Below are 24,189 nucleotides of genomic sequence, written 5' to 3' on the forward strand. Positions count from 1 at the left end.
GGAGGAGACGGGCCGTCGACGCCGCGGCCCTGGCCTCACCGCTCCCTGAATGCCTCCACCTTTGCGCGATTCCCGCAGGTGCGCATGTTGCACCAGCGTCGCCCGACGCCGCGGCCGTGGTCGACGAAGAACCACGTACAGCGGCCGCACTGCCGCACGCGCGCGAAGTCGTCGCCACGCAGCAGATGCTCGAACCCGAGCGCGGCCGCGTCGACCCAGCGCGACGCGGCACGCGCATCGGGCCGCCACGCGAAGCGGCCATCGACCGCGTCAAACGAGCTGCGCCCGATCGCATCGCGGATCGCCTCCGCGAGCCGACCCGCCGCTCGCGCGCCGGCGCTGCCGCCGCCACCGCTCGTCAGGTGCGCGAGCGCCACGTACGCATCCTCGCGAAAACCCTGCAGCGCGGCGAGTTCGTCCGCACCGTCCTGCCGGGGATGACGCAGAAACCGTGTCAGGTCGGCCCCAGCCAGCAACCCCGATTTCCCCGCCCATGCGCGCACCGCCGCCCAGTCGACGAGTTTGTCCTCGTCGCGTGTCTTGCCCGTGTCGGCCACCGTGTTCAGGAAATCGAGCGCCGGATGGCCGCCGACGAAATCGGCCGCGCTCCATACGTGCGCCTGTCGCCCAGGCTCGTGTCGAGTAACCATTTATTTCCACCTATCGGTTTCATATCCGGATGAACAGGCGTAACCTGTTATCAACCTAAACAGGTTATCACGGAGGCGCCGATGCTCGATCTCGCCAATCACTTCGTTTTCGACGGTCACCGGATCGCATGGGGCACGCTCGGTGAAGGGCCGCCGCTCGTGCTCGTGCACGGAACGCCGTTTTCATCGCAGGTGTGGCGCCGGATCGCGCCATGGCTCGCGCGACGTCATCGCGTGTTCTTCTACGACCTGCTCGGCTACGGCCAGTCGGACATGCCCGACGCGGACGTCTCGCTCGGCCGGCAGAACGTGCTGTTCGGCGCACTGCTCGACGAATGGAATATTTCGCGCCCGCGCGTGCTCGCCCACGACTACGGCGGTGCAACCGTGCTGCGCGCGCACTTCCTCGACGGCATCGCGTATTCGGACCTGACGCTCGTGAACCCGGTTGCGATCGCGCCGCAAGGCTCGCCGTTCGTGCGGCATGTCGCGCAGCACGAAGCCGCGTTCACAGGGCTGCCCGCGTATGCGCACCACGCGCTCGTGTCGGCTTATATCGGCAATGCCGTCGCGCGACCGTTGAGCGACGACGTGCTGTCGATCTATCGCTCGCCATGGCTCACGCCGGCCGGCCAGCCGGCGTTCTATCGGCAGATCGCGCAGATGCGCCAGCGTTACATCGAGGAAGCCGAGGCACGCTATGCGCCGCCGGACTTTCCGGTGCGCATCGTGTGGGGCGAGGACGACGCGTGGATTCCGCTCGAACAGGGGCAGGCCCTCGCCGATCGCATCGCGGGCGGCAGGCTGATCCGCGTGCCCTGTGCAGGCCACCTCGTTCAGGAGGATGCACCGGAAGCGATCGTCGCCGCCGTGCTCGACGGACGCCGACAGGATTGATCGCCCCCGCAGCCGCGTGGCGTGGCGCGTCAGACGGCCGGTACGCCACGCGCGAGCGTCGCGACGAATTTCGCGGTGCTGGGGTCGCCCGGTCTCCCGAACAAGTCGCGCGATGCGTCAGCCTCGACGACACGGCCATCCGCGAGAAACACCGCATCGTGCGCACGTATCGCCGGCACTGCGAGCAGGTTCACGCAGCGCGGCAACGTGCGCTTGCATCCCACCGACGTGCGAAAGCCCGGCAAAAACGCAAATCGTCTAACGATGCGAGCCGATCGAATAACGCCCGCACTGGCCGCGAAGCCGGTGCGGGCGCGGGCACATTGCGTACCGCTTACCACGGCAGCGAATACGTCTTCGTGTTCGTGAAGCTCTTCATCGCCTCCTGCACGCCTTCCTTGTAGCCGAGGCCCGAATCCTTCACGCCGCCGAACGGCGTCAGTTCGAGCCGGTAGCCCGGCACCTCGCGCACGTTCACGCTACCGACTTCCAGCTCGGTGATGAAGCGCGTGATGTTGTCGAAGCGGTTCGTGCAGACCGACGACGACAGCGCATAGTCGGTGCTGTTCGACATCCGGATTGCTTCGTCGATGTCGCGAAAGCGCATGATCGGCGACACCGGGCCGAACGTCTCGTATTTCACGAGCGGCATGTCGGGCGTCACGCGATCGATCACCGTCGGCGAATACAGCGCGCCGTCGCGCACGTTGCCGACCAGCAGCCGCGCACCGCGCGCGATCGCGTCGTTCACCTGCTGCTCGCAGAACTTTGCCGCTGCCTCGTCAATCACCGTGCCCATGTCCACCGACGGATCGGACGGATTGCCGTACGACCACGCGCGCGTCTTCTCGACCACCAGCTCGGTGAAGCGATCGGCCACCGCCTCGTGCACGAGCATGCGCTTGATCGCGGTGCAGCGCTGCCCCGAGTTCTTGTACGAGCCCGACACCGCGAGCGTGCTTGCTTCGTCGAGATCGGCGTCGTCCATCACGATGATCGGATCGTTGCCGCCGAGTTCGAGCACCGCGCGCCGGTAGCCCATTCGCGATGCGATCGACTTGCCGATCGATACGCCGCCGGTGAACGTGATGAGGTCGATCGCCGGATTCGTGATCAGCTCATCGGCGATCTCCTTCGGGTCACCGGTGAGCACTTGCAGCATCTGCGGCGGCAGGCCGGCTTCATACAGGATGTCCGCAAAGAGGTAGCACGATAGCGGCACCTTCTCCGACGGCTTCACGACGATCCGGTTGTTGGTCGCGACCGACGGCACGACCTTGTGCGCGACCTGGTTCATCGGATGGTTGAACGGCGTGATCGCGGAGATCACGCCGAGCAGCGGTTCGCGCTGCGTGTACACGCGGCGCTTCTTGCCGTGCGGCGTCAGATCGCACGAGAAGATCTGCCCGTCGTCCTTCAGCACCTCGCCGGCGCCGAACGTGAGCACGTCGGCAACGCGCCCGGCTTCGTACGTCGAGTCCTTGATGCACAACCCGGCCTCGGCCGTGATCAGCGCCGCGATCTCGGCGGTGCGCGCGCGCACGATGTCGGCCGCGCGGCGCAGGATCGCCGCACGCTCGTGGCGCGTGAGCGTCGGCCGGAATGCACGCGCGGCGGCGAATGCGCGTCGCACGTCATCGAGCGTCGCCTTCGGCACGGTGCCGACGAGCGTTCCGTCGTACGGGTTGCGCACCTCGATCACCGCGTCGCGATGAATCAGCGCCCCATCGATTCGCAGTGCTTCACGATGAAACGAGCGGACCTCCGTCGATGCTGCAATGTCGTTCATGATGTCTTCCTGACGGGTGCGTACGCGTCACTGCAGATGATTGAGCGCGATGTCGATGATGTCGAAGTTGCGCAGTCGCGCGCGGGCCGTGACGTCGGTCGCGACCGGCTTGCTGAAGATCAGCGGCACGATCTGCTCGGAGAGCCCGCCGTGCGAGCGCAGCGGCACGTCGAGGCCCGACAGGTCGTGCTTGATGCGGCTCGTGCCGAGCACGACGTCCTGCTTCGAGATCACGATCAGGTCGCCCATCCGGTCGGGCGGCAGCTCGAAGCGCGCGCAGCCCTCGGCGCCCGTCAGCACGACCTCGATGCCGTCCACCGCGGCAAGCCGCGCGCGCAGCGCGTCGGCGTCGGCGGAATCCGGCACGTACACGGTCGCGAACGAGCCGAGCGCGCCGTGGTGCACGACGTACGGATCGGTGATCGGCAGGATCACGCGCGCGGCATCGTGGCCGACCCACTCGTCGAACAGCTCCTGCAGGTAGATTACGTTGGGCTCGCCGGTCTCGCCGTCGTGCTTCGCGTTCATCCCGTGGTCGGCCGTGATCGCGACGATCGCGCCGAGCTCGTCGAACCGCTTCAGGTATGCGTCCATCATCTGGTAGAACGCGTTCGCGCCGCCCGTGCCGGGCGCGCACTTGTGCTGCACGTAGTCGGTCGTCGACAGGTACATCAGGTCGATCGGGCGTGTTTCGAGCAGGCGCACGCCGGCCGCGAACACGAACTCGGACAGCTCCGCGCTGTACACGCTCGGCACCGGCTTGCCGACCAGTTCCAGCACGTTGTCGATGCCGTTTTCCTCGATGCTCGCCTCGTCGGCCTTCTCCGACGAGAAGCAGATGCCCTTGAGCCCCTTGCCGAGCAAGCGGCGCAGCTTGTCCTTCGCGGTGACGACCGCGACGCGCGCGCCTCGTTCGGCGAAGGTCGCGAGCACGGTGGGCGCGACGAGATACTTCGGATCGTTCATCAGCACCTCGGCGCCGGTGTCGCGATCGTAGAAGTAGTTGCCGCTTATCCCGTGGATCGCCGGCGGCACGCCGGTAACGATCGACAGGTTGTTCGGGTTGGTGAAGCTCGGCACCACGCACTCGCCCTTGAGCGCCGTGCCCGGCTTGAGCAGCGTGCGCAGGAACGGCGCGACGCCGGCCTCGGCCGCCGTCTCGAGATATTCATAGGCGCAACCATCGACGCAGACCACCACCACGGGGCGGCTCATCCAGTTGTAGCGGCGGCCGTTCACTTCCACGGATACAGGCGTTTCAGACATGACGGTCAGTCCTTTCGGTTCGAAGGGGTTGCGCTGTCGGCGCCCGCACCGCGCCGAGGAGGATGTTTTCCATGCTTGACATTAAAATCGATGATTTGTAGATTGTCAACAATATGGAGAAGACAGAAAGCAAAACCCGAAGGGACGGCGGGCTCGCCGCACACGGCGACCGCTATCGGCACAGCTGCCGCGCGCTGGTCGACGGCTTCCGGCCGTTCGGCGATCCTGCGATCCAGCGATCCAGCGATCCAGGTGCCGATCATCGTCACGTTCCATGCGGCGGACGATCCGAACTACGATTTCAAGCGGTTTTATCAGGAGGTCAAAATGCGCGGCTACGTTCTGTATCCGGGCAAGCTGCCGGCAGTCGATACGGTCCGCGTCGGCTGCATCGGCCACTTCGGCGAAGCCGGCATTCCGAGCGCGGTCGGCGCGGTCGCCACGATCGCCGACACGCCGAAGGCGATGGGCGTGCGCCGCGTGTCCGCCGAAGCCGCGGCCTGACGCGATGTACCCGCCGCACGACGACACGCATCGCCGTGCGGCGGTTTCGCTTTCTTTCCCCGCCGTGCGCGGCACGGCGCCCGACCCTTACCGGCACGACAACCGATGCGACCCTTCTGGATCGAACAAGCACTGTTCAACGACGGCGATCTCGCCCCCGCCCTGCAGGGCGCGACGCAGGCCGACGTCTGTATCGTCGGCGGCGGCTTCACCGGGCTCTGGACGGCGATCCAGGCGAAGCAGCAGGACCCGGCGCTCGACATCGCGATACTCGAGGCCGACCTGTGCGGCGCCGGCGCGAGCGGGCGCAACGGCGGATGCCTGCTCACATGGTCCGCGAAATTCCTGACGCTGCGCCGCCTGTTCGGCGAAGCGGAGGCGATCCGGCTCGTGAAGGCGTCGGAGGCGGCCGTCCAGCACATCGCCGACTTCTGCCGCGCGCATCGCATCGATGCAGAGCTGCGGCTCGACGGCACGCTGTACACCGCGACGTCGCGCGCGCAGGTCGGCACGCTCGCGCCGGTGCTCGACGCGCTCGCCGCGTGCGGCATCCACAGCTACGAGCCCCTGCCGGCCGCCGACGTCGCGCGCCGCTCGGGCTCCGCACGCAATCTCGACGGCGTGTACTCGCCGATCGCCGCGACCGTGCATCCGGGCAAGCTCGTGCGCGGGCTGCGCCGCGTCGCGCTCGACATGGGCATCCGGATCTACGAGCGCACGCCGCTCGTCGACTTCACGCCGGGGCAGCCGGCCGTCGTGCGCACGCCGTCCGGCAGCGTGCGCGCGAGCAAGCTGGTGTTCGCGATCAACGCGTGGATGGCGAGTCGCTTCCCGCAGTTCGAACGCACGATCGCGGTCGTGTCGAGCGACATGGTCATCACGGAGAAATGCCCGGAACTGCTCGAGCAGACCGGCCTCGTGGACGGTGTGTCGGTGCTCGATTCGCGGATCTTCGTGTACTACTACCGCACGACGGCCGACGGGCGACTGATGCTCGGCAAGGGCGGCAACACGTTCTCGTGGCGCAGCCGCATCGCGCCGGTGTTCGACCGGCGCTCGCCGTACGAGGCGCAGCTCACGCAGAGCCTGCGCGAATTCTTCCCGTCGCTCGCGAGCGTGCCGATCACCGCGAGCTGGAACGGCCCGTCGGACCGCTCGGTGACGGGCTTCCCGTTTTTCGGCCGCCTCGACGACGCGCCGAACGTGTTCTACGGCTTCGGCTATTCGGGCAACGGCGTCGGGCCGACCTACATGGGCGGGCAGATCCTGTCGTCGCTGGTGCTCGGCCTCGACAACGTCTGGACGCGCAGTCCGATCGTGCGCGGCCCGCTCGGCCATTTCCCGCCGGAGCCGATCCGCTATGTCGGCGCGCACGTCGTGCGCAATGCGATCCGCCGCAAGGAGCGCGCGGAAGACGAGAGCCGACGGCCGGCGAGGGTCGACACGTGGCTCGCGAAATTCGCGAGCGCGGCCGGCAAGGCCGACAAGGCCGACAAGGCGTGACGATGCGATGACGTCACGCGCAACGAAGTGCAATGAAAAAGGGACGCTGCGAAGCGTCCCTTTGCATTTGGCACGACCGCCCGTGCGGCCGCGTCAGACGCGCGCGGCTTTCTCACGCGCCACGTTGCCCGCCGAGGGCAGCGCCTGCTCGTGCGTGCGGCGCATCCGCGCAAGGCCGTGCGCGACGTGCTCGCGCACGAGCGCGACGGTCTTCTCCTCGTCGCCGCTCGCGAGCGCCTGCACGATCTTGTCGTGCTCGGCCGCCGACACCGCGATCGCGTCCTCCTCGGCCTCGATCGCGGCCTGGCGCAGCAGCCCGAGCTGGCGCACGAGCCGGCGATAGGTGTCGGTGAGGTGCGTATTGCCGACACCGACCACCATCGCGTCGTGGAACTGCACGTTCAGCTCGGTGTAGCGCGTGACGTCGTGCGTCTTCGCCGCATCCTTCATCGACTGGATGATGCCCTTCAGCACCTTCAGCGTGTCGGGCGAAATGCGTTTCGCGAGCGCGCGCGCGACCGACTCGTCGAGCATCGCGCGCACTTCGTAGATCTCCTCGGCTTCGCGCAGCGGCACGACGCGCACCGTCACGCCGCGGTTCTTCTCGTTGCGCAGCAGCCCGGCCTGCTCGAGCGCGCGAAACGCCTCACGCACGGGGCCGCGCGACACGTTCAACTTGGTCGCGATATCGACTTCGTTGAGTTTCTCGCCGGGCGCATATTCGCCGGACACGATCGCGCGCTCGAGCATGTCCTGGACAAGCATCGCGAGCGACTGGCTTTGCAGGAGTTCGATGGCGTTGAGCGCGTTCGGGGCAGTCATGATCGGGCAGGCAGCGAAGCTGCGGATGAGAACGAGGGCGCCATGTCGGCGAATGATCGCTATATACCCTCGCCCCGATATATTGTCAACAGTTTTCAGTTTCCAATAGCGAGTGCCTCATGCCGGAATGCGATGAGCGTGCGGCCGGCGCGAGCACGCCGAACCGCACGACGCAGACCAGCCGTCAGGCCGTCTGCTTGACCGGCCCCGGATCGCTCTGGCTCGGCCGGCCCGTCTCGACGTGGCCCGCGAAGCGGCGCACGACCTTGTCGTCGCCGCCGCGCAGCGTCGTCGCGGTGATCGTCAGATCGTACCAACCGTGGCTCGACGACAGCTCGAAGTGATCCTCGATGCGCTCGCCCGGCTCCAGCGTGTAGGTGCGCGCATGCGCGTGGCTGTACGCGTTGTCGACGACCACGCGGCATGCCGCACGGCCGCTGTTGCGCAGTTGCAGGTACAGGTGGCGGTTGCGCACGTCGTAGCCGATCTTCGCTTCCGGGTTCGCGTGGCGGCCGTCCGCGGCCAGCCGCGTGTTGCCCTGGAATTCGCACAGATAGCCGTTCGGGCCATAGGCGGCGAGATGGTAGTCGCCGCGCGCGGCGGACGTGCTCCAGGTGTCGGCGAAACGGTCGTGCGAGGACACTGCGTAGCGGCGCGGCGGCGTCGCCGGATTGCGGCGGTCGTACACGTAGAACGCGGCGCCCGCGTCACCCGAGTTCGCGAAGTCGAGCGACACGCTGTCGTCGCGCCCGTTCACGCGGGCATGCACGAACAGCTCGTACGGCAGCGCGCGCGCCGGACGCGTGCCGGGCTCCTGCGCCGGCATCGACTGCTGCGCGGGCACCTGGTATGCCTGGCCGGCGGTGGCGATGTGCTGCGGCACCGTGAAGCTCACCGTGCGCGTATCGGGTCGCGCGGAGAAGTCGAATGCCGACGTGAGGTCGCCGCAGACCGAGCGGCGCCACGCGCTGATGTTCGGCTCCTGCACGCCGAAGCGCGCTTCGAGGAAACGCAGCACCGACGTATGGTCGAACGTCTCCGAGCAGACCCAGCCGCCCTTCGTCCACGGCGAGATGATGATCAGCGGCACGCGCGGCCCGAGGCCGATCGGCTGGATGCCGCCCGGGTCCGCGCCCGGCACCAGCGGGCTCATCTCGCCCGGGTACTTGTTCAGGTCGAGCAGTTCGTCGCCGAGGTTCGACAGCAGGTTCGACGACACGATGCCCTGGCCGCCTGCCCCGCTCGTGACCGGCGGCACCGGCGGCACGACGTGGTCGAACAGCCCGTCGTTCTCGTCGTAGTTGAGGATGAACACCGTCTTCGCCCACACCTCGGGGTTCGACGTCAGCGCCTCGAGCACCATGTTGATGTAGAACGCGCCGTCGGTCGGCGACGCCTGCGGGTGCTCGCTGTACTTGTACGGCGCGACGATCCACGACACCTGCGGCAGCCGGTTCGCCTGCACGTCGGCCTTCAGCTCGGCGAGCGTGTGGTCCGACGCGCCCTTGTCGACCAGCGGGCCGCTCGCGCCTTCCTTCACCTGGAACTTCTTGAAGAACATCAGCGAATTGTCGGTGTAGTTGTCGGTCGGGTCGCCCGGGATACCCGTGCCGCCCTGATACACCTTCCAGCTGATCTTCGCGTTCTCGAGACGTTCCGCGTATGTCGTCCACGTGTAGCCGTTCGTGTTGTTGCGCTCGCCGATGCCGGGGCCGTTCGGCTGCGTGCCGTACACGTTGCGCGAGTCGATCGTGCCGGTCCACAGGTAGATGCGGTTCGGTGCCGTGTCGGCGTGCGCGGAGCAGAAGTACGCGTCGCAGATCGTGAACGCGTCGGCCAATGCGTAGTGGTAGGTGAGATCCTGGCGTTTCAGGTAGCCCATCGTCAGCACGTCCTGCTTCTGGTTCACCCACTGGTCCCACTGGCCGTTGTTCCAGGACAGGTGGCCGCTGCTCCAGCCGTGGTTGGTGCCCGGCTGAAATTCGGTCGTCTGCTTCGGGTCGAGATAGAACGGCAGCACGTACGGCGCGGACGGGTCGAGCCCGCGCGAATGGTAGTTCTTCGTGAACACCGACGCCGGCGGCTGCTGCCACACCGGCGCACCGCTCGGCAGCAGGTGCGGGCGCGGGTCGTTGAAGCCGCGCACGCCGCGCAGCCCGCCGAAGTAATGGTCAAACGAGCGGTTTTCCTGCATGAAGATGACGACGTGTTCGACGTCGCGGATCGTGCCGGTGCGATAGGCGGCCGGCATGGCCAGTGCCTTGCGGATCGCGGGCGGGAAGCCGGCGTAGGCGGCCATCGCGCCGGCGGACTGGGCGGCAAGACGCAGGAAATCGCGTCGATTGGTGGCGGACATGAAGAGGATCCTGTGGGTCGGTAAGGGTGGCGCCGGTCGAGCGGGGCCGGCGGTCGGTGCGTTGCCGCTATTACTCCGCACCGGCGTGTCCCGGCCGTGACCGGTTCCAGCAGGTTTCTTGCGCTCACCCCCAGCTTTTTTTCGAAGCGGCGCCCGGCGCGCCTTTCATCCGGCCGACACATGCCTGCGCTACGCTGACGCGCGATGAAGAGGGGGGAGAAGCCGAGTCGTGTTCGATCAGCTGAAGGCGTTCCACGCGACCGTCCGGCAGGGCAGCATCACGCGCGCCGCGCGCCACCTGGGCGTCAGCCAGCCGACGATCGCCGCGCAGATCCGGCAAGTCGAGCAGTTGTACGGCGTCGAGCTGTTCTATCGCAGCGGCCGCAGGCTCGAAGTCACTGAAACCGGCATCGAGCTCCTGCCGCTCGTCGAGAAGATGATCTCGCTCGAGGCGCAGGCCGACATCATGCTGCGCAACGTCGGCGGCCTGTTCGAAGGACACCTGCGGATCGGTGCGACCGGGCCGTACTACATCATGGACGCGGTCGGCCGCTTCTCGCATGCGCATCCGTCGATCGCACTCACGTGCCGGATCGGCAATTCCGAGGAAATCCTGCAGGCGCTGCAGGAATTCCGCATCGACCTTGCCGTGTCGTCGCAGCGCAATGACGCGGAAGGCCTCGAATGCAAGGTGATCTCCACCGATCCGCTCGTGCTCGTCGTGCATCGCGACCATCCGCTCGCGCGCTTCGACACGATCGACGCCGCGCAACTCGCGAACGTGCGGCTGCTGATTCGCGAGGAAGGGTCGGTCACGCGCCGCTGCACGGAGACGATCCTCGCGGCGGCCGGGGTCGCGCCCACGTCGGTCGCCGAGATCGGCAGCCGCGAAGCGATCCGCGAGGCGATCCTGCATGGCGTGGGCGGCAGCCTGTTTCCGCGCGGCGAGGCCGAGCGTCATCCGGACCTGCGCGTCGTCGCGCTGCGCGGTGTCGACACGACGATCGACGAATATGTGTACTACCTGAAGGCGCGCCGCCAGAGCCCCGCGATCGATGCGTTCCTCGCGTGCATCCTGCCGGCGCAGACCGCGACGCACGAGCCAACGCACGCGACGCGGCCGGTGAACGCGCGCTGAGCCGCCGCGCGTTCACCGGTTCGCGCATTTCCCTGCACCTCCGTGGTCATGTCCGGCGCTTGTCCCGCGCCTTCCTTCTTGCTTCCCGCCGTGTGTTACTTCGGCAGCGCCGGAATCATCCACGTGAACACGTGCTGCTGCAGGAACACGAGCACGCCGAGCAGCAGCGTGAGGATCACGCTGTGCCAGAACGTGCGCGCGAACACGACGCCTTCCTGCCCCTTCAGGTCGGTCGTCGACACGCCCGTGGCGATGTTCTGCGGCGAGATCATCTTGCCCATCACGCCGCCCGACGAGTTGGTCGCGGCCATCAGTACCGGATCGAAGCCGAGCTGCCGCGCCGCGACCACCTGCAGGTTGCCGAACAGCGCATTGCCGGACGTGTCGCTGCCGGACAGGAACACCGCGATCCAGCCGAGCGACGCCGACACGAGCGGGAACAGCGCGCCGGTCGACGCGACGCCGGTGCCGAGCGTGTAGCTGATGCCCGAGTAGTTCAGCAAATACGCAAGCCCGACGATCATCATCACCGTGATGATCGCGATCCACGTCTGCCGCCAGGTCTTGACCACGCATTGGAAGAACGCGCCGACGCCGGTGCGCGTCAGCACGGCCGTGATGATCGCCGAGAGCAGGATCGCGGTGCCCGTGCCGAGCGGCTGGAAGTCCCAGATCGCCGCATACGGCTTGTGATACAGCGACACGAACACCGCGTTGTGCAGGCCCGGCCACTTGATCTTCACGTCGCCGATCGCCGCGACGTTCGCATGCACCCAGACGATCACGACCACCGACACGACGATCCACGGCAGCCAGCCGCCGAAGCCCGCGCGCGCGGCGCCGGCCGCGGCGGGCGCGCTGCGTGCGAGCGCGTATTGCGGATCGGGCTGCGGCTTCCACACCTGCAGGAAGCCGATCGTGACGATCAGCGACGTGAGCGACGACAGCACGTCGGTGAGCTGGTAGCCGAGGAAGTTCGACGTGACGAACTGCGCGATCGCAAAGCTGCCGCCCGACACGAGCAGCGCGGGCCACAGCTTCGAGATCGAGCGCAGGCCGCCGTACGCGCCGACCACGTAGAACGGCAGCAGCAGCGCGAAGAACGGCAGTTGCCGGCCGACCATCGCGCCGAGCGTCGCGGGCGGCAGCGACGTGACCGCGCCGAGCACGGTGATCGGCACGCCGAGCGCGCCGAACGCGACCGGTGCCGTATTGAACAGCAGCGTGTAGGTGAGCGCTTCGAGCGCGGGGAAGCCGAGCGCGATCAGGAGCGCGCTGGTGATCGCGACCGGCGTGCCGAACCCGGATATCCCTTCGAGCAAACAGCCGAACGAGAACGCGACGACGAGCAGCACGAGGCGGCGGTCGTCGGGCAGGTTGTCGAGCATCCACTGCCGGAACTGGTCGAAGCGGCCCGACTTCACCGCGATGTTGTACAGCAGCAGGGCGTTGAACACGATCCACATCACCGGCACGACGGCGAGCGCCATGCCGGCGCCGACCGCGTCGAACGCGAGGCCGGCCGGCATGCCCCAAGCCCCGATCGCGACAGCGAGGCCCGCGACGAGGCCGGCGAGCGACGCCTGCCACGCTGGCCGGCGCAGCACGCCGAGCGCGATCAGCGCGACCGCGATCGGGATCACGGCGACGAGGAAAGACAGGAACAGCGAGTTGGCGACGGGCGTCAACGGCTGCGCGAACAGGATGCCGGGCGGCAGGGCTGCGGTGGGATTCATCGTGTCTCCGTTGTCGACCGGAGTTGGCGCTTCAGCGCCTTACTCCGGTCCCATGCTTCGCGGTCGACCGGAGTTGGCGCTTCAGCGCCTACTCCGGTCCCATGCTTCACGGTCGACCGGGGCTCGCGCATCAGCGCCTGCGCACACCTCGATCCCGTTCAAACGTCTGTTCCACGGCCGCAACGATCATCCGACGCTTGCGCACGCAACCATGCCGCAGCGCCAACCGATCGGTCGCTTAAAAGAGGTTAGGAGGCGCATTGCGCTTTCACAAGGAGGGCAAGCCCGATGCGCGTGGTGCCGATACACGGCATCCGCCGCACGTTGAACGGCGGCTGGCGACCCGCTGACGCGCGCGCCAGCAATCCGCCGGCGCAATGTTGCTCAACCGGAAAAGGTGACTGACGGGACGCGGGGTGTTTCGTTTGGCATCCGAAGCCTAGACTCGCTGCATCGATTCCGCCCGCGTCGACGAAGGCGCGGCTCCGGAACGCTCACGGAGCAAACACGATGAAAACCATGAAACTTGCGGCGTACGCGTTGGTGCTGATCGGCTCGGCCGTCGCCGCCCAGGCTCAGGCTGAGTCGACGCTGACGCGCGCGCAAGTTCGCCAGGAACTCGCGGAGCTGCAGGCCGCCGGCTATCGGCCGAGCCTCGCCAGCGGTCCCGACTTTCCGCAAAACATGCAGGCGGTCATGCAGCGCGCCGCGCAGGCGCGCGGCGATGCGGCCGGCCACGGCAACGACGGCCACGCGAATGTGGAATCAGGGAAGCCGACGCTGCCGCGCGTGGCCGATCGCGACACATACGCGCATCACTGAAGCGGCTGAAACCCGGCCGGGCGCGTGACCGCACCACCATCCGGCCCGCCGCGCGACGCGCAGCGGGCGGCGGCCATCAAACGCTGAAGCGATTCAGCGTATAGGCACGATAGGCCGCGACGAACGCATCGAACGATCCTGCCTCCTTCGCTTCCAGTTCGGCCTGCTCGGCCAGCGACTTCGCCGCGAGCGCCTGCTCGGTGCGCATCGTCTCCGCCGACGGCGGGTTCGCGCGGAAATGCGCGGCGTGCGCTTCGCTGTGTGCGAGCGCGAACGCGAGGAACGACTGACCGTTCTCGCGCATCGTGCGCAGCACGCGCGCCGACGGCGTCCGCTCCGGATCGGCGAGCTTCTCGCGCTGCGCGGCAATCGCACGCGCATGCTCGTCGCCGCCGCGGATCTCGTCCAGACGGCGCCCGACGGTCTCGATATCGGCCATCAGGTCGTCCGCCCACGCCTGCAGCGTGACCGGCTGGCCGTCGCGCACCAGCGTGAGCCCCGGCTTGCGCCCTTCCATCGTCACGCTGCCAAAGTTCGCATTCGCTTCCTTGTACGCGTCGCAGTCGAGCGCGGGGCTCTCGTCGAGCGCGCAGGCGAGCAGGAACGCGTCGATGAAGCGTGCGGTCTCCAGCGCGATGCCGGTCGGCTCGAACGGATCGATGTCGAGGCAGCGCACTTCGATGTATTGCACGCCGCGCGACGCGAGCGCATGCAGCGGACGCTCGCCCGAATACGTGACGCGCTTCGGCCGGATCGTCGAGTAGAACTCGTTCTCGATCTGCAGCACGTTCGTGTTGATCTGGATCCACTCGCCGTCGCGATGCGTGCCGATCGCCTCGTACGGCGGATACGGCTCGCTCACGGCCTTCGACAGCGCATCGAGATAGCCAGGCAGCGTGTTGTAGTCGACGTGCAGCGCGGCCTGCGCGGTCGTGTTCGAGTAACCGAGGTCGCTCATCCGCAGGCTGGTCGCGTACGGCCGGTACAGCGTATCGGCATCGAACGCGTCGAGCTTGTGCGGCTTGCCGCGCAGGAATTTCGCGTCGAGCGCGGGCGACGCGCCGAACAGGTACATCAAGAGCCAGCTGCGGCGACGGAAGTTGCGGATCTGCGCGAGGTAGCGCTCCGACTGGTACTCGACGAGCGTGGCCGTCGAGCCCTCTTCCGCATGCAGGCGCCGCCACACTTCCTCGTGCAGCGAGTAGTTGTAGTGGATGCCGGCGATGCACTGCATCGTGCGGCCGTAGCGATACGCGAGGCCGCGGCGGTACACCGTCTTCAGGCGGCCGATGTTCGACGTGCCGTAGTCGGCGATCGGAATTTCATCGTCGGCCGGCAGCAGGCCCGGCATCGAGTCGTTCCACAGCATCTCGTCACCGAGCGACGCATACACGTAGCGGTGCAGATCGTCGAGACGTTCGAGCGTGATCGACGCGTCGCCTTCCGCCGGCGTGATCAGTTCGATCAGCGCTTCGGAATAATCGGTCGTCAATGAAGGGTGCGTGAGAGCTGAACCGAGCGCGCGCGGATGCGGCGTGAACGCGATCATCCCGTCGCGCGTCACGCGCAGGCTTTCCTTTTCGATGCCGCGCAGGCCGTCGGGCAGATGCTGCCGCGTCGGGCCCGAGCTCAGCGCTTCGAGACGATTCAGCAGCAGTTCGGACTGGCGGTGAGTCATGGTGTTCGACATGGAGACGCAAGTGCGTGACGGCCGCGCGCGAAATGCCGCGCGCGGCCGGCTGGATTATTGGTCGCTTCGTTGGTAGCGGGCACTTTAACATCTCGCCGTAACACGCGCTTGAGGTGGCGCCGGGCGGTGCGCGCCGGCCGCGGCGGGCCGTCGGGCGGGCCGATGGCAACGAACGCCGCGCGCACGGCTGACCGTCGTCGGCACCGACGGACGCAACCATCACGCGACATTCATCGGAGGGAACGTGAGCGACGAGCACGGCAGCGCCGTCAGGTGCAACCCGTTCAGCCGAAGCCGCGATGCATCGTCGTCACGGCCGGGCCAACCGTGCGCGCCGGGGCGTCAGACACCGGAGCGGGTTGATCACCGTCAAACGTCGCAACCATGAGGATCACCGACCGATCGCTGCCGGCGTGATGCCCCTTGCGCGTTGCGTCGCGGCCCTGCCCGGTCGCACCCGCCGGCCTGCGGCCAAGACCGTCATCCGCCGCGCGCGCCGCCGGCCCGGTCCGCCACGTCGTTCCACAAATGAAGCGCCGCATATGCGCGCCACGGCCGCCAGCCTTCGGTCCGGCTTTTCTGGCTCGCGAGCCGGTCGAGCGACGGATCGCGCGCCGCGATCGACTGCATCAGCACCAGATCGGACGCCGGCCACGCGTCCGGGTCGCGCCACGCGCGCATCGCGATGTATTCGACGGTCCACGGGCCGATGCCGGGCAGGTCGAGCCACGCGCGACGCAGCGTCGCAAGATCGGCCTGTGCGGGATCGAGCGGCACGTGGCCGGCCGCCACCGCGCGCGCCATGCCCGTCAGCGCCGCGGCCCGCTTGCCTGGCATCCCGATCTTCTCCAGATCGCATGCGGCGAGCGCGTCCGGCGTCGGAAATCGCCAAGCGGGGGCGCCGTCCGGCGCCGCCATGCCGTCGTCGTGCACGACGCGCTCGCCGGCGCGCTGGACGAGCCGGCCGACGATCGTCGTCGCCGCCTTCACGCTCACCTGCTGGCCGACGATCGCGCGCACCGCGAGCTCGAATCCCGACCAGGCGCCCGGCACGCGCAGCCCCGGCGCGGCCTCGACGAGCGGCGCGAACCACGGGTCGCGCGCGAGTCCGCCGCCGATCGCGGCCGGGTCGGCGCCGAGGTCGAACATCGATGCGACGCGGTGCGCGAATGCATCGTCGATATGCCGCGCGGCCGCCCCTTCGAGCGTCGCGATCAGGCAATGCCGGCGCGGATGCTTCGTGACGACGAGCCTGCCCGCGTCGCCGTTCAGATCGACGATCCGGCAATACGTGCCGTCGACGACCTGTTCGACACCCGGAATCGCCCGTCCGCTGAAGAAGCGCAGCACGCGCGCCCAGTCGTACGGCGCCTTGAAGCGCAGCGCCATCTGCACGGACGGCGGCACGTGGCCGCCGTTCGCGATCGATGTCGTCGTGGTTTTGTCGATGCTCAAACTGCGTTGCCCTCCGCAACGGCTTCGGTTTCATCGTCGCGCACATGGCGCGCCTCGGACGCGAGCAGCGTCGCCTTGCGGCGCACGCCCCAGCGATAGCCGGCGAGCGCGCCGCCCTTCTGCACGACACGGTGGCACGGGATCGCGAGCGCGACCGGATTCGACGCGCAAGCCGATGCGACGGCTCGCACCGCGCGCGGCGAGCCCAGCGCCTCGGCGATTTCCGAATAGCTGCGCGTTTGCCCGTACGGGATGTGCGTCAGCGCTTCCCACACCCGCTGCTGGAACGCGGTCGGCGCAATGTCGAGCGGCAGGTCGAACGCGTGCCGCGTGCCGTCCAGATACGCGCGGATCTGCGCGACGAACGGCGCAAGCCGCGACGGCGATTCGACCAGCTCGGCACGCGCGAACGCGTCCTTCAATTCGCCGACGAGCGACGCCGGTTCGTCGCCGAACGCGATCCGGCAGATGCCCTGTTCGGTCGCGGCGACGAGCACCGAGCCGAGCGGCGTCGACGCGGTCGCATAATCGATTCTCGAGCCGGCGCCCTGACGACGGAACGCGGACGGCGCCATGCCCAGCTCGCGCGGCACCGATGCGTAGAGCCGCGACGGCGAGTTGAACCCCGCGTCGACGGCCGCCTGCGTGACCGGCTGCCCGCTTTGCAGCGCCTCGCGCAAGGCGGCGCCGCGCTGCGCGGCCTGATACTGCCGCGGCGACACGCCGACCACGCGCTTGAACAGCCGCTGCAGGTGGAACGGGCTCACGTGCACGGCGTCGCTCAGCTGCTGCAGCGTGAGCCGCTCCGGATGCGCATCGAGCACCGCGCACGCGCGGTTGACGATCTCGAGCTCGCGCGGCAATCCTTCCGGCTGGCAGCGCTTGCATGGGCGGAAGCCGGCCGCGCGCGCGGCGGCCGGATCGGCAAAGAAGGACACGTGCTCGCGCCGCGGCAGCCGTGACGCGCAGCTCGGGCGGCAGAACACGCCGGTCGTGCGCACGGCATAGAAGAACGCGCCGTCCGCATGCGGATCGCGGGCGGTCACGGCGCCCCAGCGGGCATCGTCGGTCGAATAGGCGGCTTTCATCTGAACCTCGCACTCTCCAGTGTAGATGGTGCCTACTCTAGACATCGGCATGGGCCGTCGCGCCCTGAATCTTGCTCTGTGATTCGCGCCGGTGAAACCCGAGACTAACTCGGGGAAACAATCGGGGGCACATCGAACCCGTTCAATCGGACGAAAAGCCGCGCGGCCGCTGCGTCCACGCCGCTTTCGTCATCATCGCGTCACCATTTTGCTGCAGTGCGGATGCGACAAATCGCCGTGCTGACCATTTTTTACACTCGGAATATTGCAACGCACCATCGCCGTGTGTATAGTTGGAACTGTCTCCTCCATGTCTCCTCCTGATATGGATTAAGCCCGTTCCGCTCTGCGTGAACGGGCTTTTTTTCGTCCGTCGATCGTGCCCGTTCCGGCATGCGTCGCCGGCGCGGTCTACACTCGGTGCACGCCATCCGCGAAGGAGTGCCCGCTCATGAAACCGACCATCCGCGCGATCGATCACGTCGTGCTGCGCGTGACCGACATGGCTGCGATGACGCGCTTTTACTGCGATGCCGTCGGCTGCCACGTGGAGAAGGAACAACCCGACCTGGGCCTTGTACAGTTGCGCGCCGGCGACGCGCTGATCGACCTGCTGTCGGTTGGCGGCCCGATCGACCGTCCCGACAGCGGCCCGCCCGGCACCGGCCGCAATCTCGACCATCTATGCCTGCGCGTCGAGCCATTCGACCCCGATGCACTGATCGAGCATTTCGCCGCGCATGGTGCGCGCCCTGGCGCCCCCGCCGAACGCTACGGTGCAGGCGGCTACGGGCCGTCGATCTATCTGTTCGATCCCGAAGGGAACATGCTGGAATTCAAGGGGCCGCCCGCCGCGCTCGGCTGAGCGCCGGCCGTCACGCGTCGGCGCGCGCCTTCAGGACCGTCCATTCGACCGCGACGGGATCGTGATCGGCGCTCGAGATCCAGGCGGCGCCGTCCTGAACCGTGCACTGCAGGCGCATCGTACGCTCGGCGAGACGCCCGAGCGCGGCCGCGACGCCGTCGGCCAGCGACAGCACCTGGACGTTGCGCAGTCGCTCCACCTTGCTGCGCACGCCCTGCCACCAGATGTCCGAGGTCTTGCCGCCATACGCGATCACCGTGACCTGCCCGGCGCGGCCGGCCGCCTTCGAGATGCGCCGCTCGTCGGGCTGGCCAGCCTCGATCCACACGTCGATCGCGCCCGTCAGGTCCTTCTGCCACAGATCGGGCTCGTCGACGTCCGACAGCCCCTTGCAGAACTCGAGACGCTCGTGCGCGAACAGCGCGAACGCGACGATGCGCACCATCATCCGGTCGTCGGTTTCCGACGGGTGACGGGCGACCGTCAACGCGTGATCGGCGTAGTAGTGCCGATCCATGTCGGCAATTTGAAGCTCGGCTTTGTAGATCGTGGATTTCAGCGCCATGCGGATACGGCCCGGGCGGGCATTCGGTTCGGTCGGGCCGTGATGATACCGAATGCGCGCCGCCCGGCGCGTGACGGGCGCTCCACAGCACGACGGCCCGGCATCGGCCGGGCCGCGTTCGTGCCGCGCCACCGGCAGTTCCGGCCGGCGCGCGGGTGCGAGAGGTGCGTGCGGGTTATTGCTTGACGAAGCGCGAATCGGTCCAGAGGCCCTGCTGGTCGCTGTTGTCGGCGCTGACGAACTGGACGTCGCCCTGATCGACCGACACCACGCGGAAGCGCTGGCCTTCCGGCACCGACAGGCAACGGTAGTCGTCGAAGTATTGCTGCTTCGCCTGCGACTTGCCGTCACGCTCGTGACTCAGTACGGAGTCCAGATTGTCCTTCGACAGACAGCCCCATGCGTTCTTCGTCAGCTGGATTTCCTGCTTCGGCTGGACAGCCGCATCGCCGCCCGCCTGGGCGATCGACACCAGGGAAAATGCGCCGACAAGGGCGAAAAGGACACCGGTACGCTTCATCATGTTCTGTCTCCAGGCTTGCGGGCACCAGGCTCGGTTAGCTATGTGTTTAAAGGTGATCGTGAACCCGCGTTTTTCAATTTAGAAGACTGGCAAGCGATAGCAAGCACATTTGTTGTGCGACCGCAATAGCGACGAATTGTCGCACCATGCGCACCTCCGATTTTTTGCTTGCCGCGCACGCGCGGCGGCGGCTGTCATCAGGCGAATTCGCCCGCGCCGCCGGGCGCAATGCGTTGTCCCGCAAGACCGTCAGCGAAATTGCAATACGCCGGTTGAACGGTTTGGATAATTCATTTCAATATCGAGACCATTTTGATGCGTTGCACACAAAGTCATCCGAAACGATATGAATTTACCGCAGTGCGGAACCGGATTTACCTGATACAAGAAAAATGCCAGGTATAAGCGCACTCGTATTTACCCGTATTTTCCCGAATGGGCCGTGCGCCCGCAGCGCGTGGCCGCAGGGGCGTCTTCACCTGTGTTTTATCCAGCGTTATTCAGACTGATTGCGGCCGCTCGAAATAATCGCGCTGGAAGATGCACATGCGATAAGCGTTGTGATACGCGCCGTTTCCGAAAAATTCTTCCTTCAATTCCGCCTCGTGCTGGAATCCGCATTTCTCGTACACGTGGATTGCCGCCGCATTCGACGTATCGACGATCAGGTACAGCTTGCGCATGTTCAGCACCTTGAACGCATATTCGATCGCGAGGCGCGTCGCCTGGCCCGCATAGCCGCGCCCCTGGCACTGGGGCGCGATGATGATCTGGAACTCGCCGCGACGGTGAATGTAGTCGAGCTCGATCAGCTCGACGAGGCCGACCAGTTCGTCCTGAGGATCGACCGCGACGAAGCGGCGCTCGCGCTGGTCGTGCACGTGGCGGTCATACAGTTGCGACAGCTCGGAGAATGTTTCGTACGGCTCCTCGAACCAGTAGCGCATGATCTTCGCGTCGTTGTTCAGCTCGTGAACGAAGCGCAGGTCCTGACGCTCCAGCGGCCGCAGTGCAAGCGTGTGCTTGTCGTTCTGGAGTTGCATGGTCGTGTCCTTTTTGATGCCCGCGTGCGTGTGAAACGTCCGTGCCGCGGCACGGCGACCGGAGCGCGTTCCGCGCTGCAAGAAGTTGACCGCGGGCGAAGTTCAGAGCCTAGAATGGGAACAAGGGTTCCTGCCACCGCAAGGAGGCTATCGTGATCGAGCAAGTCATACTCGGCATCTTCCTCGTATTGCCACTCGTGATCGTGGCTGCACTGTTCTCCGACGAACTGTGGCAGGAACATCGGCGGCAGCACCCGCGCGACGAAAACGCACCGCATATCGACTGGAAGCATCCGTGGCGTCGCGTGCGGCGCGGGCACTGAGTCGATCGCCATCCCCGCAGGCACTCCGTCCGGGGCCGGTCGCCCCGAGCCGAACGGTGCCCCTTCCGCTACGAACCCATTCCCGCTGAACCCGCGAGACGCCGACGTGAACGACAAACCCGCCCTCCCTCCGCACGATATCCCTGGCGAAGCGATCGATCTGCAGATCGCCGACGTGCTGGCCGCCGTCCGCTACCCGGCGAACAAGGATGCGATCGTCGACGCTGCACGCGACGCCGGCGCGAGCAACGAAGTGCTGTCGATGCTCGACGGCCTGCCCGAACAGGACTATGCGGACGTCGATGCCGTCACGCGCTGGGTCGCCGGCAACTTCGGCCCCGGCCTCGGGATTTGAGCGCGCGCGAATAACGCGATAGGATCGGGCCGCACCGGTCGCATCGCGGCCGGATGCATGCCGTCCGGCGCCAAGACCGGGCGTGACCGCACGAGCGCCCGGGGGAAATCCATGGAAGGCATTCTGATCCAGCACACGACGCGTCGTCAGCTCTGGTTCGGCGCACTGACGGCGCTCGTCATCGTGCTCGCGCTCGGGATCGCCATGCCTCACGCGAACGTCGCGCTGCCGGCCGTCGAGCCGTTCATGCCGATGTGCGCGCTGACCGTGTTCACCACCGCGAGCATCGCCGCCTTCTTCCTCGGCGCGCAGTTCACCGTCACCCGCCAGCCCGTGCTCGGCGCGCTCGGCGGCGCCTATGCGTTCACAGCACTCGCCGTCGCGCTGCAGCTGCTCACCTTTCCCGGCGTGTTCGCGCCGCACGGCTTGCTCGGCGCACGTCCGCAAAGCGCCGCGTGGATGTGGGTCTTCTGGCATGCCGGCTTTCCGTGCTTCGTGATGGCCGCGCTGCTCGCTCGCGAGCGGCTCACGCGTGCGCCGGTCGGCGCGGCGCAGACGCGTTTGTGGACGTTCGCGCTGGTCGGCGGCCCTGCCATCGCGGCTGCGCTGCTGTGCGTGCTCGCGCTGAACGTGGCACTGCCGCCCGCGTTCCATCCGCCGGCCGACGCGGCCGTACTGCCCGTCAACGGGATCGCGCTGGTCGTATGGATCCTCAATGCGCTCGCGCTCGTCGCCGTGCTGGCCGCCGGCCGGCTGCGCACGACGCTCGACCTGTGGCTCGCGATCGCGGTGCTCGCCTGCCTCACCGACACGACGCTGAACCTGCTGACCACGAATCGCTTCACGGTCGGCTGGTATCTCGCCCGCATGTTCAGCATGTTCACGCCCGGCGTACTCGTGTGCGTGCTCGCATGGGAGGTGACGAAGCTGTATCAGGAGCTGTTCGAAGCACATGCGACGCTGGTTCGTTCGTCCGCACGCGACGGGCTGACCGGCGCGTTCAACCGCAGCCACTTCAACGATCACTTCCACACGTTGTTCCTGCAGGCGCGGCGGCAAAGCGAGCCGTTGTCGCTGCTGATGATCGACGTCGATCACTTCAAGGCCTACAACGACGCGTTCGGTCACGTGAAGGGCGATGCATGCCTGATCGCCGTCGCGAATGCGCTCACCGGTGTGGTGCGGCGTCCCGCGGATATCGTCGCGCGCTATGGCGGCGAGGAGTTTGCGATCGTGCTGCCGAACACCGGTGCGCGCGGTGCGCGGATCGTTGCCGAGGAAGCGCGCGAAGCGGTGCTGCGGCTCGATCTCGCGATGCCTTCGTCGCCAGCGGGGCGCGTGAGCGTCAGCGTCGGTTGCGCGACGGTGTCGGTCGAGGATCTGTCGACGCCCGATGCATTGATCGAAGCCGCCGATGCCGCGCTGTACCACGCGAAGGATGCGGGGCGAAACCGCGTCGTCATGGCGTGAAAACGTCTGCGGATTGGCGATTTGTTACGGTCATTGTGACCGGAATAATCCGCCGTTACGGATTGCGGCACCGGGAAACGATCGCTTACAGCCCGTGTCGACGGCGCTCGCTATGCTGGATTCATGTCGAATCCGAGCAGGTGAACGCGATGAAGAAAACCCTTTTGCTGATTGCCGGCGTGGCCGTGTTGCTGAGCGGCTGTATCGTGGTGCCCGATGGTGGCGGGTATTACGGCGGTGGCGGGTATTACCATCATCATCGGCATTGGGATTGATGCATTCCGCCCCGGCCGCCGCGATTGCGCCATCCGGATCGGATCAGCCGATTGATCCGGACTGGCGGAAGCGGCAATCGCGTCTTTCCTCATGAACCGCGGGAAAGTCTTCGCAAGGCTTCGGCGCGGATCCCTGGATTCTGACGACATCACATCTGGCCTCGAATTCGAGGCCGATCTCGGCAAGCTTTCCCGACATCTGCGCTGAATGGTCCGCCGCTCGGTGCGTGGCACGGCGTCCGCCATCGACAAGGCACTCATCCCGGAACGGGACCGATGCGCCAAAGGGAAACAGCGGGACGTGAAGTGCCCGCTCACCGATACATAACCTAGCGAAATGCCGCAAAGCCTTACCTAGCAATGATCCGACACGACGATTGAAATTTTGTATGCCAACTTGTGTGCCAAAAAAGCGTTGCGCCTCTGGCTAACCACCTGCTGACGATCTAAGCGCCCGCGTCTCACCTCGTGACTAGCGAGCCAGTAAGTCGCACGCAGCGACGATCCAAGACCGCGAGTAGCGGCGGGGCGGGGGCACTCTTAGCGCCGCTGACAAGGCCGCTGACGGCGCGAGGATACAGACTCAGCAGGGACCGCTCCAGCAGGCAGGCAGCACGGATTGCCGCTTCCGCTCTCAACGACTATGACCCCCTTGTTACGCGCCTCCCACCAGAATTTCCAGACTTCCCAGCACCACCACGCCCCTGCTATTCCGGTATGAATATGCCCCCCCTTAGGCGCGCCGACAGTAGGAAAAACACGCGGGTGTGAGCCCCCGCGTCTTTGCCCTAGACGCAGGGTCCCCCGCTTTCCGCCCACCCAACCTTTGCCCTGACGGCAACAATCGCCGAAGGTGCGTCGCATCGTACCCCCCGGTAGAAGCATCGCCGCTAACCGTCCGTTTCGCTCGCCCAGCCTTGCCAGTGTTGAGTCTGCCTTTGTTGCGCCACCTCCACGCGCACCTCTCCCATTGCTCAATTTTCTTGGGAACATGGGAACAGGACCAATCAAAATGGCTGAAAGCCAATACCATAAGGGCTTTCGGCGGTTCCCA

At 66.8% G+C, this 24,189-nt stretch carries 23 protein-coding genes and 1 pseudogene; 11 read left to right on the top strand and 13 right to left on the bottom strand.

The genetic code is table 11. The features are described from left to right. Nucleotides 1-35: 35 nt before the first annotated feature. A complete protein-coding gene (locus WS66_RS28850) occupies nt 36-650 on the bottom strand; it encodes a CGNR zinc finger domain-containing protein (RefSeq protein WP_059607534.1) in 615 nt (204 codons plus the stop codon). Between the two features lie 81 nt (nt 651-731). On the opposite strand from WS66_RS28850, the gene WS66_RS28855 reads away from it, so the two are divergent. Next, nucleotides 732-1,547 (top strand): alpha/beta fold hydrolase, encoded by an 816-nt coding sequence (locus WS66_RS28855; RefSeq protein ID WP_059607536.1) that lies wholly within the window; start codon nt 732-734, stop codon nt 1,545-1,547. A gap of 29 nt (nt 1,548-1,576) precedes the next feature. On the opposite strand, the gene WS66_RS34920 is transcribed toward WS66_RS28855, so the two are convergent. The 3 genes from WS66_RS34920 to phnA form a co-directional block, all read right to left on the bottom strand. Beyond that, nucleotides 1,577-1,792: a hypothetical protein gene (locus tag WS66_RS34920; RefSeq protein WP_059607538.1), complete on the bottom strand. Its 216-nt coding sequence runs from the start codon at nt 1,790-1,792 to the stop codon at nt 1,577-1,579. Between the two features lie 89 nt (nt 1,793-1,881). Continuing rightward, a complete protein-coding gene (gene phnY / locus WS66_RS28865; protein ID WP_108064738.1) occupies nt 1,882-3,336 on the bottom strand; it encodes a phosphonoacetaldehyde dehydrogenase in 1,455 nt (484 codons plus the stop codon). Between the two features lie 27 nt (nt 3,337-3,363). Beyond that, the gene (phnA, locus tag WS66_RS28870) at nt 3,364-4,602 is read right to left on the bottom strand and encodes a phosphonoacetate hydrolase (protein WP_059603000.1); all 1,239 of its coding nucleotides are present in this window, start codon (nt 4,600-4,602) and stop codon (nt 3,364-3,366) included. Between the two features lie 143 nt (nt 4,603-4,745). Here phnA and WS66_RS28875 point away from each other — a divergent pair. After that, nucleotides 4,746-5,106, top strand: a pseudogene (locus WS66_RS28875) (2-aminoethylphosphonate--pyruvate transaminase); the annotation flags it as partial. A gap of 105 nt (nt 5,107-5,211) precedes the next feature. Continuing rightward, nucleotides 5,212-6,609, top strand: coding sequence for an FAD-dependent oxidoreductase (locus tag WS66_RS28880; RefSeq protein ID WP_059602997.1), 1,398 nt, complete (start codon nt 5,212-5,214; stop codon nt 6,607-6,609). A gap of 93 nt (nt 6,610-6,702) precedes the next feature. Here the strand turns inward: WS66_RS28880 and WS66_RS28885 are convergent, their stop codons facing one another. Beyond that, nucleotides 6,703-7,431 carry a phosphonate utilization associated transcriptional regulator gene (locus WS66_RS28885; protein ID WP_059602994.1) on the bottom strand — a complete coding sequence of 243 codons (729 nt, stop codon included), beginning with the start codon at nt 7,429-7,431 and terminating at the stop codon, nt 6,703-6,705. Nucleotides 7,432-7,615: 184 nt separating this feature from the next. Further along, the gene (locus WS66_RS28890; protein WP_059602991.1) at nt 7,616-9,787 is read right to left on the bottom strand and encodes a phosphocholine-specific phospholipase C; all 2,172 of its coding nucleotides are present in this window, start codon (nt 9,785-9,787) and stop codon (nt 7,616-7,618) included. A 229-nt stretch (nt 9,788-10,016) separates the two neighbouring features. Between WS66_RS28890 and WS66_RS28895 the strand changes: the two genes are divergently transcribed. Further along, the gene (locus WS66_RS28895) at nt 10,017-10,925 is read left to right on the top strand and encodes a LysR family transcriptional regulator (RefSeq protein ID WP_059602989.1); all 909 of its coding nucleotides are present in this window, start codon (nt 10,017-10,019) and stop codon (nt 10,923-10,925) included. A 95-nt stretch (nt 10,926-11,020) separates the two neighbouring features. On the opposite strand, the gene WS66_RS28900 is transcribed toward WS66_RS28895, so the two are convergent. Beyond that, complete coding sequence (locus tag WS66_RS28900; RefSeq protein WP_059602985.1) at nt 11,021-12,661, bottom strand: L-lactate permease; 1,641 nt, start codon at nt 12,659-12,661, stop codon at nt 11,021-11,023. A 510-nt stretch (nt 12,662-13,171) separates the two neighbouring features. On the opposite strand from WS66_RS28900, the gene WS66_RS28905 reads away from it, so the two are divergent. Further along, nucleotides 13,172-13,483, top strand: coding sequence for a DUF4148 domain-containing protein (locus WS66_RS28905; protein ID WP_059602982.1), 312 nt, complete (start codon nt 13,172-13,174; stop codon nt 13,481-13,483). Nucleotides 13,484-13,559: 76 nt separating this feature from the next. On the opposite strand, the gene gshA is transcribed toward WS66_RS28905, so the two are convergent. The 3 genes from gshA to ada all read right to left on the bottom strand — a co-directional run bounded on the left by gshA (nt 13,560) and on the right by ada (nt 17,716). Further along, complete coding sequence (gene gshA, locus WS66_RS28910) at nt 13,560-15,173, bottom strand: glutamate--cysteine ligase (protein ID WP_059602979.1); 1,614 nt, start codon at nt 15,171-15,173, stop codon at nt 13,560-13,562. Nucleotides 15,174-15,653: 480 nt separating this feature from the next. Beyond that, the gene (locus tag WS66_RS28920; protein WP_059602976.1) at nt 15,654-16,628 is read right to left on the bottom strand and encodes a DNA-3-methyladenine glycosylase family protein; all 975 of its coding nucleotides are present in this window, start codon (nt 16,626-16,628) and stop codon (nt 15,654-15,656) included. Next, the gene (gene ada, locus WS66_RS28925; RefSeq protein ID WP_059602973.1) at nt 16,625-17,716 is read right to left on the bottom strand and encodes a bifunctional DNA-binding transcriptional regulator/O6-methylguanine-DNA methyltransferase Ada; all 1,092 of its coding nucleotides are present in this window, start codon (nt 17,714-17,716) and stop codon (nt 16,625-16,627) included. Before ada ends, WS66_RS28920 begins: the two co-directional genes overlap by 4 nt. A 451-nt stretch (nt 17,717-18,167) precedes the next feature. Here ada and WS66_RS28935 point away from each other — a divergent pair, with 451 nt between their 5' ends. Then, nucleotides 18,168-18,581: a VOC family protein gene (locus WS66_RS28935; RefSeq protein WP_059602970.1), complete on the top strand. Its 414-nt coding sequence runs from the start codon at nt 18,168-18,170 to the stop codon at nt 18,579-18,581. A gap of 10 nt (nt 18,582-18,591) precedes the next feature. Here the strand turns inward: WS66_RS28935 and WS66_RS28940 are convergent, their stop codons facing one another. Both WS66_RS28940 and sap1 read right to left on the bottom strand, forming a co-directional pair. After that, nucleotides 18,592-19,146, bottom strand: coding sequence for a YaeQ family protein (locus WS66_RS28940; RefSeq protein WP_006498691.1), 555 nt, complete (start codon nt 19,144-19,146; stop codon nt 18,592-18,594). A 175-nt stretch (nt 19,147-19,321) separates the two neighbouring features. Further along, on the bottom strand, nt 19,322-19,669 hold the full coding sequence (sap1, locus tag WS66_RS28945; protein ID WP_059602967.1) for a surface attachment protein Sap1: 348 nt from the start codon (nt 19,667-19,669) through the stop codon (nt 19,322-19,324). A gap of 146 nt (nt 19,670-19,815) precedes the next feature. Between sap1 and WS66_RS33830 the strand changes: the two genes are divergently transcribed. Then, a complete protein-coding gene (locus WS66_RS33830; RefSeq protein ID WP_159086591.1) occupies nt 19,816-20,019 on the top strand; it encodes a hypothetical protein in 204 nt (67 codons plus the stop codon). A 150-nt stretch (nt 20,020-20,169) separates the two neighbouring features. Here the strand turns inward: WS66_RS33830 and speG are convergent, their stop codons facing one another. Next, entirely contained in the window at nt 20,170-20,712 is a 543-nt protein-coding gene (speG, locus tag WS66_RS28950) for a spermidine N1-acetyltransferase (protein ID WP_059603008.1), read from the bottom strand. Between the two features lie 152 nt (nt 20,713-20,864). Here speG and WS66_RS34170 point away from each other — a divergent pair, with 152 nt between their 5' ends. The 4 genes from WS66_RS34170 to WS66_RS34685 all read left to right on the top strand — a co-directional run bounded on the left by WS66_RS34170 (nt 20,865) and on the right by WS66_RS34685 (nt 23,135). Beyond that, complete coding sequence (locus WS66_RS34170) at nt 20,865-21,035, top strand: hypothetical protein (RefSeq protein ID WP_006489933.1); 171 nt, start codon at nt 20,865-20,867, stop codon at nt 21,033-21,035. A 106-nt stretch (nt 21,036-21,141) separates the two neighbouring features. Continuing rightward, nucleotides 21,142-21,390 carry a DUF2795 domain-containing protein gene (locus WS66_RS28955; RefSeq protein WP_006756942.1) on the top strand — a complete coding sequence of 83 codons (249 nt, stop codon included), beginning with the start codon at nt 21,142-21,144 and terminating at the stop codon, nt 21,388-21,390. A gap of 111 nt (nt 21,391-21,501) precedes the next feature. Beyond that, nucleotides 21,502-22,860: a GGDEF domain-containing protein gene (locus WS66_RS28960; RefSeq protein ID WP_059602964.1), complete on the top strand. Its 1,359-nt coding sequence runs from the start codon at nt 21,502-21,504 to the stop codon at nt 22,858-22,860. Between the two features lie 149 nt (nt 22,861-23,009). Further along, entirely contained in the window at nt 23,010-23,135 is a 126-nt protein-coding gene (locus tag WS66_RS34685) for a hypothetical protein (protein WP_006750105.1), read from the top strand. Nucleotides 23,136-24,189 lie beyond the last annotated feature (1,054 nt).

Origin of the sequence: Burkholderia sp. LA-2-3-30-S1-D2 (genome assembly GCF_001523915.2) — a bacterium.
In the GTDB taxonomy this organism is placed as follows: Bacteria; Pseudomonadota; Gammaproteobacteria; order Burkholderiales; family Burkholderiaceae; genus Burkholderia; species Burkholderia diffusa.

Bases quoted from the DNA above. Each gene is read 5' to 3' on its own strand.
- WS66_RS28940 (WP_006498691.1), bottom strand. From the start codon at position 19,146: ATGGCGCTGAAATCCACGATCTACAAAGCCGAGCTTCAAATTGCCGAC.
- WS66_RS34685 (WP_006750105.1), top strand. From the start codon at position 23,010: ATGAAGAAAACCCTTTTGCTGATTGCCGGCGTGGCCGTGTTGCTGAGC.
- WS66_RS28885 (WP_059602994.1), bottom strand. From the start codon at position 7,431: ATGACTGCCCCGAACGCGCTCAACGCCATCGAACTCCTGCAAAGCCAG.
- WS66_RS28935 (WP_059602970.1), top strand. From the start codon at position 18,168: ATGAAACCGACCATCCGCGCGATCGATCACGTCGTGCTGCGCGTGACC.
- WS66_RS28890 (WP_059602991.1), bottom strand. From the start codon at position 9,787: ATGTCCGCCACCAATCGACGCGATTTCCTGCGTCTTGCCGCCCAGTCC.
- sap1 (WP_059602967.1), bottom strand. From the start codon at position 19,669: ATGATGAAGCGTACCGGTGTCCTTTTCGCCCTTGTCGGCGCATTTTCC.
- WS66_RS28905 (WP_059602982.1), top strand. From the start codon at position 13,172: ATGAAAACCATGAAACTTGCGGCGTACGCGTTGGTGCTGATCGGCTCG.
- gshA (WP_059602979.1), bottom strand. From the start codon at position 15,173: ATGTCGAACACCATGACTCACCGCCAGTCCGAACTGCTGCTGAATCGT.
- speG (WP_059603008.1), bottom strand. From the start codon at position 20,712: ATGCAACTCCAGAACGACAAGCACACGCTTGCACTGCGGCCGCTGGAG.
- phnA (WP_059603000.1), bottom strand. From the start codon at position 4,602: ATGTCTGAAACGCCTGTATCCGTGGAAGTGAACGGCCGCCGCTACAAC.
- phnY (WP_108064738.1), bottom strand. From the start codon at position 3,336: ATGAACGACATTGCAGCATCGACGGAGGTCCGCTCGTTTCATCGTGAA.
- WS66_RS33830 (WP_159086591.1), top strand. From the start codon at position 19,816: ATGCGCACCTCCGATTTTTTGCTTGCCGCGCACGCGCGGCGGCGGCTG.
- WS66_RS28880 (WP_059602997.1), top strand. From the start codon at position 5,212: ATGCGACCCTTCTGGATCGAACAAGCACTGTTCAACGACGGCGATCTC.
- WS66_RS28850 (WP_059607534.1), bottom strand. From the start codon at position 650: ATGGTTACTCGACACGAGCCTGGGCGACAGGCGCACGTATGGAGCGCG.
- WS66_RS28900 (WP_059602985.1), bottom strand. From the start codon at position 12,661: ATGAATCCCACCGCAGCCCTGCCGCCCGGCATCCTGTTCGCGCAGCCG.
- WS66_RS28855 (WP_059607536.1), top strand. From the start codon at position 732: ATGCTCGATCTCGCCAATCACTTCGTTTTCGACGGTCACCGGATCGCA.
- ada (WP_059602973.1), bottom strand. From the start codon at position 17,716: ATGAAAGCCGCCTATTCGACCGACGATGCCCGCTGGGGCGCCGTGACC.
- WS66_RS28960 (WP_059602964.1), top strand. From the start codon at position 21,502: ATGGAAGGCATTCTGATCCAGCACACGACGCGTCGTCAGCTCTGGTTC.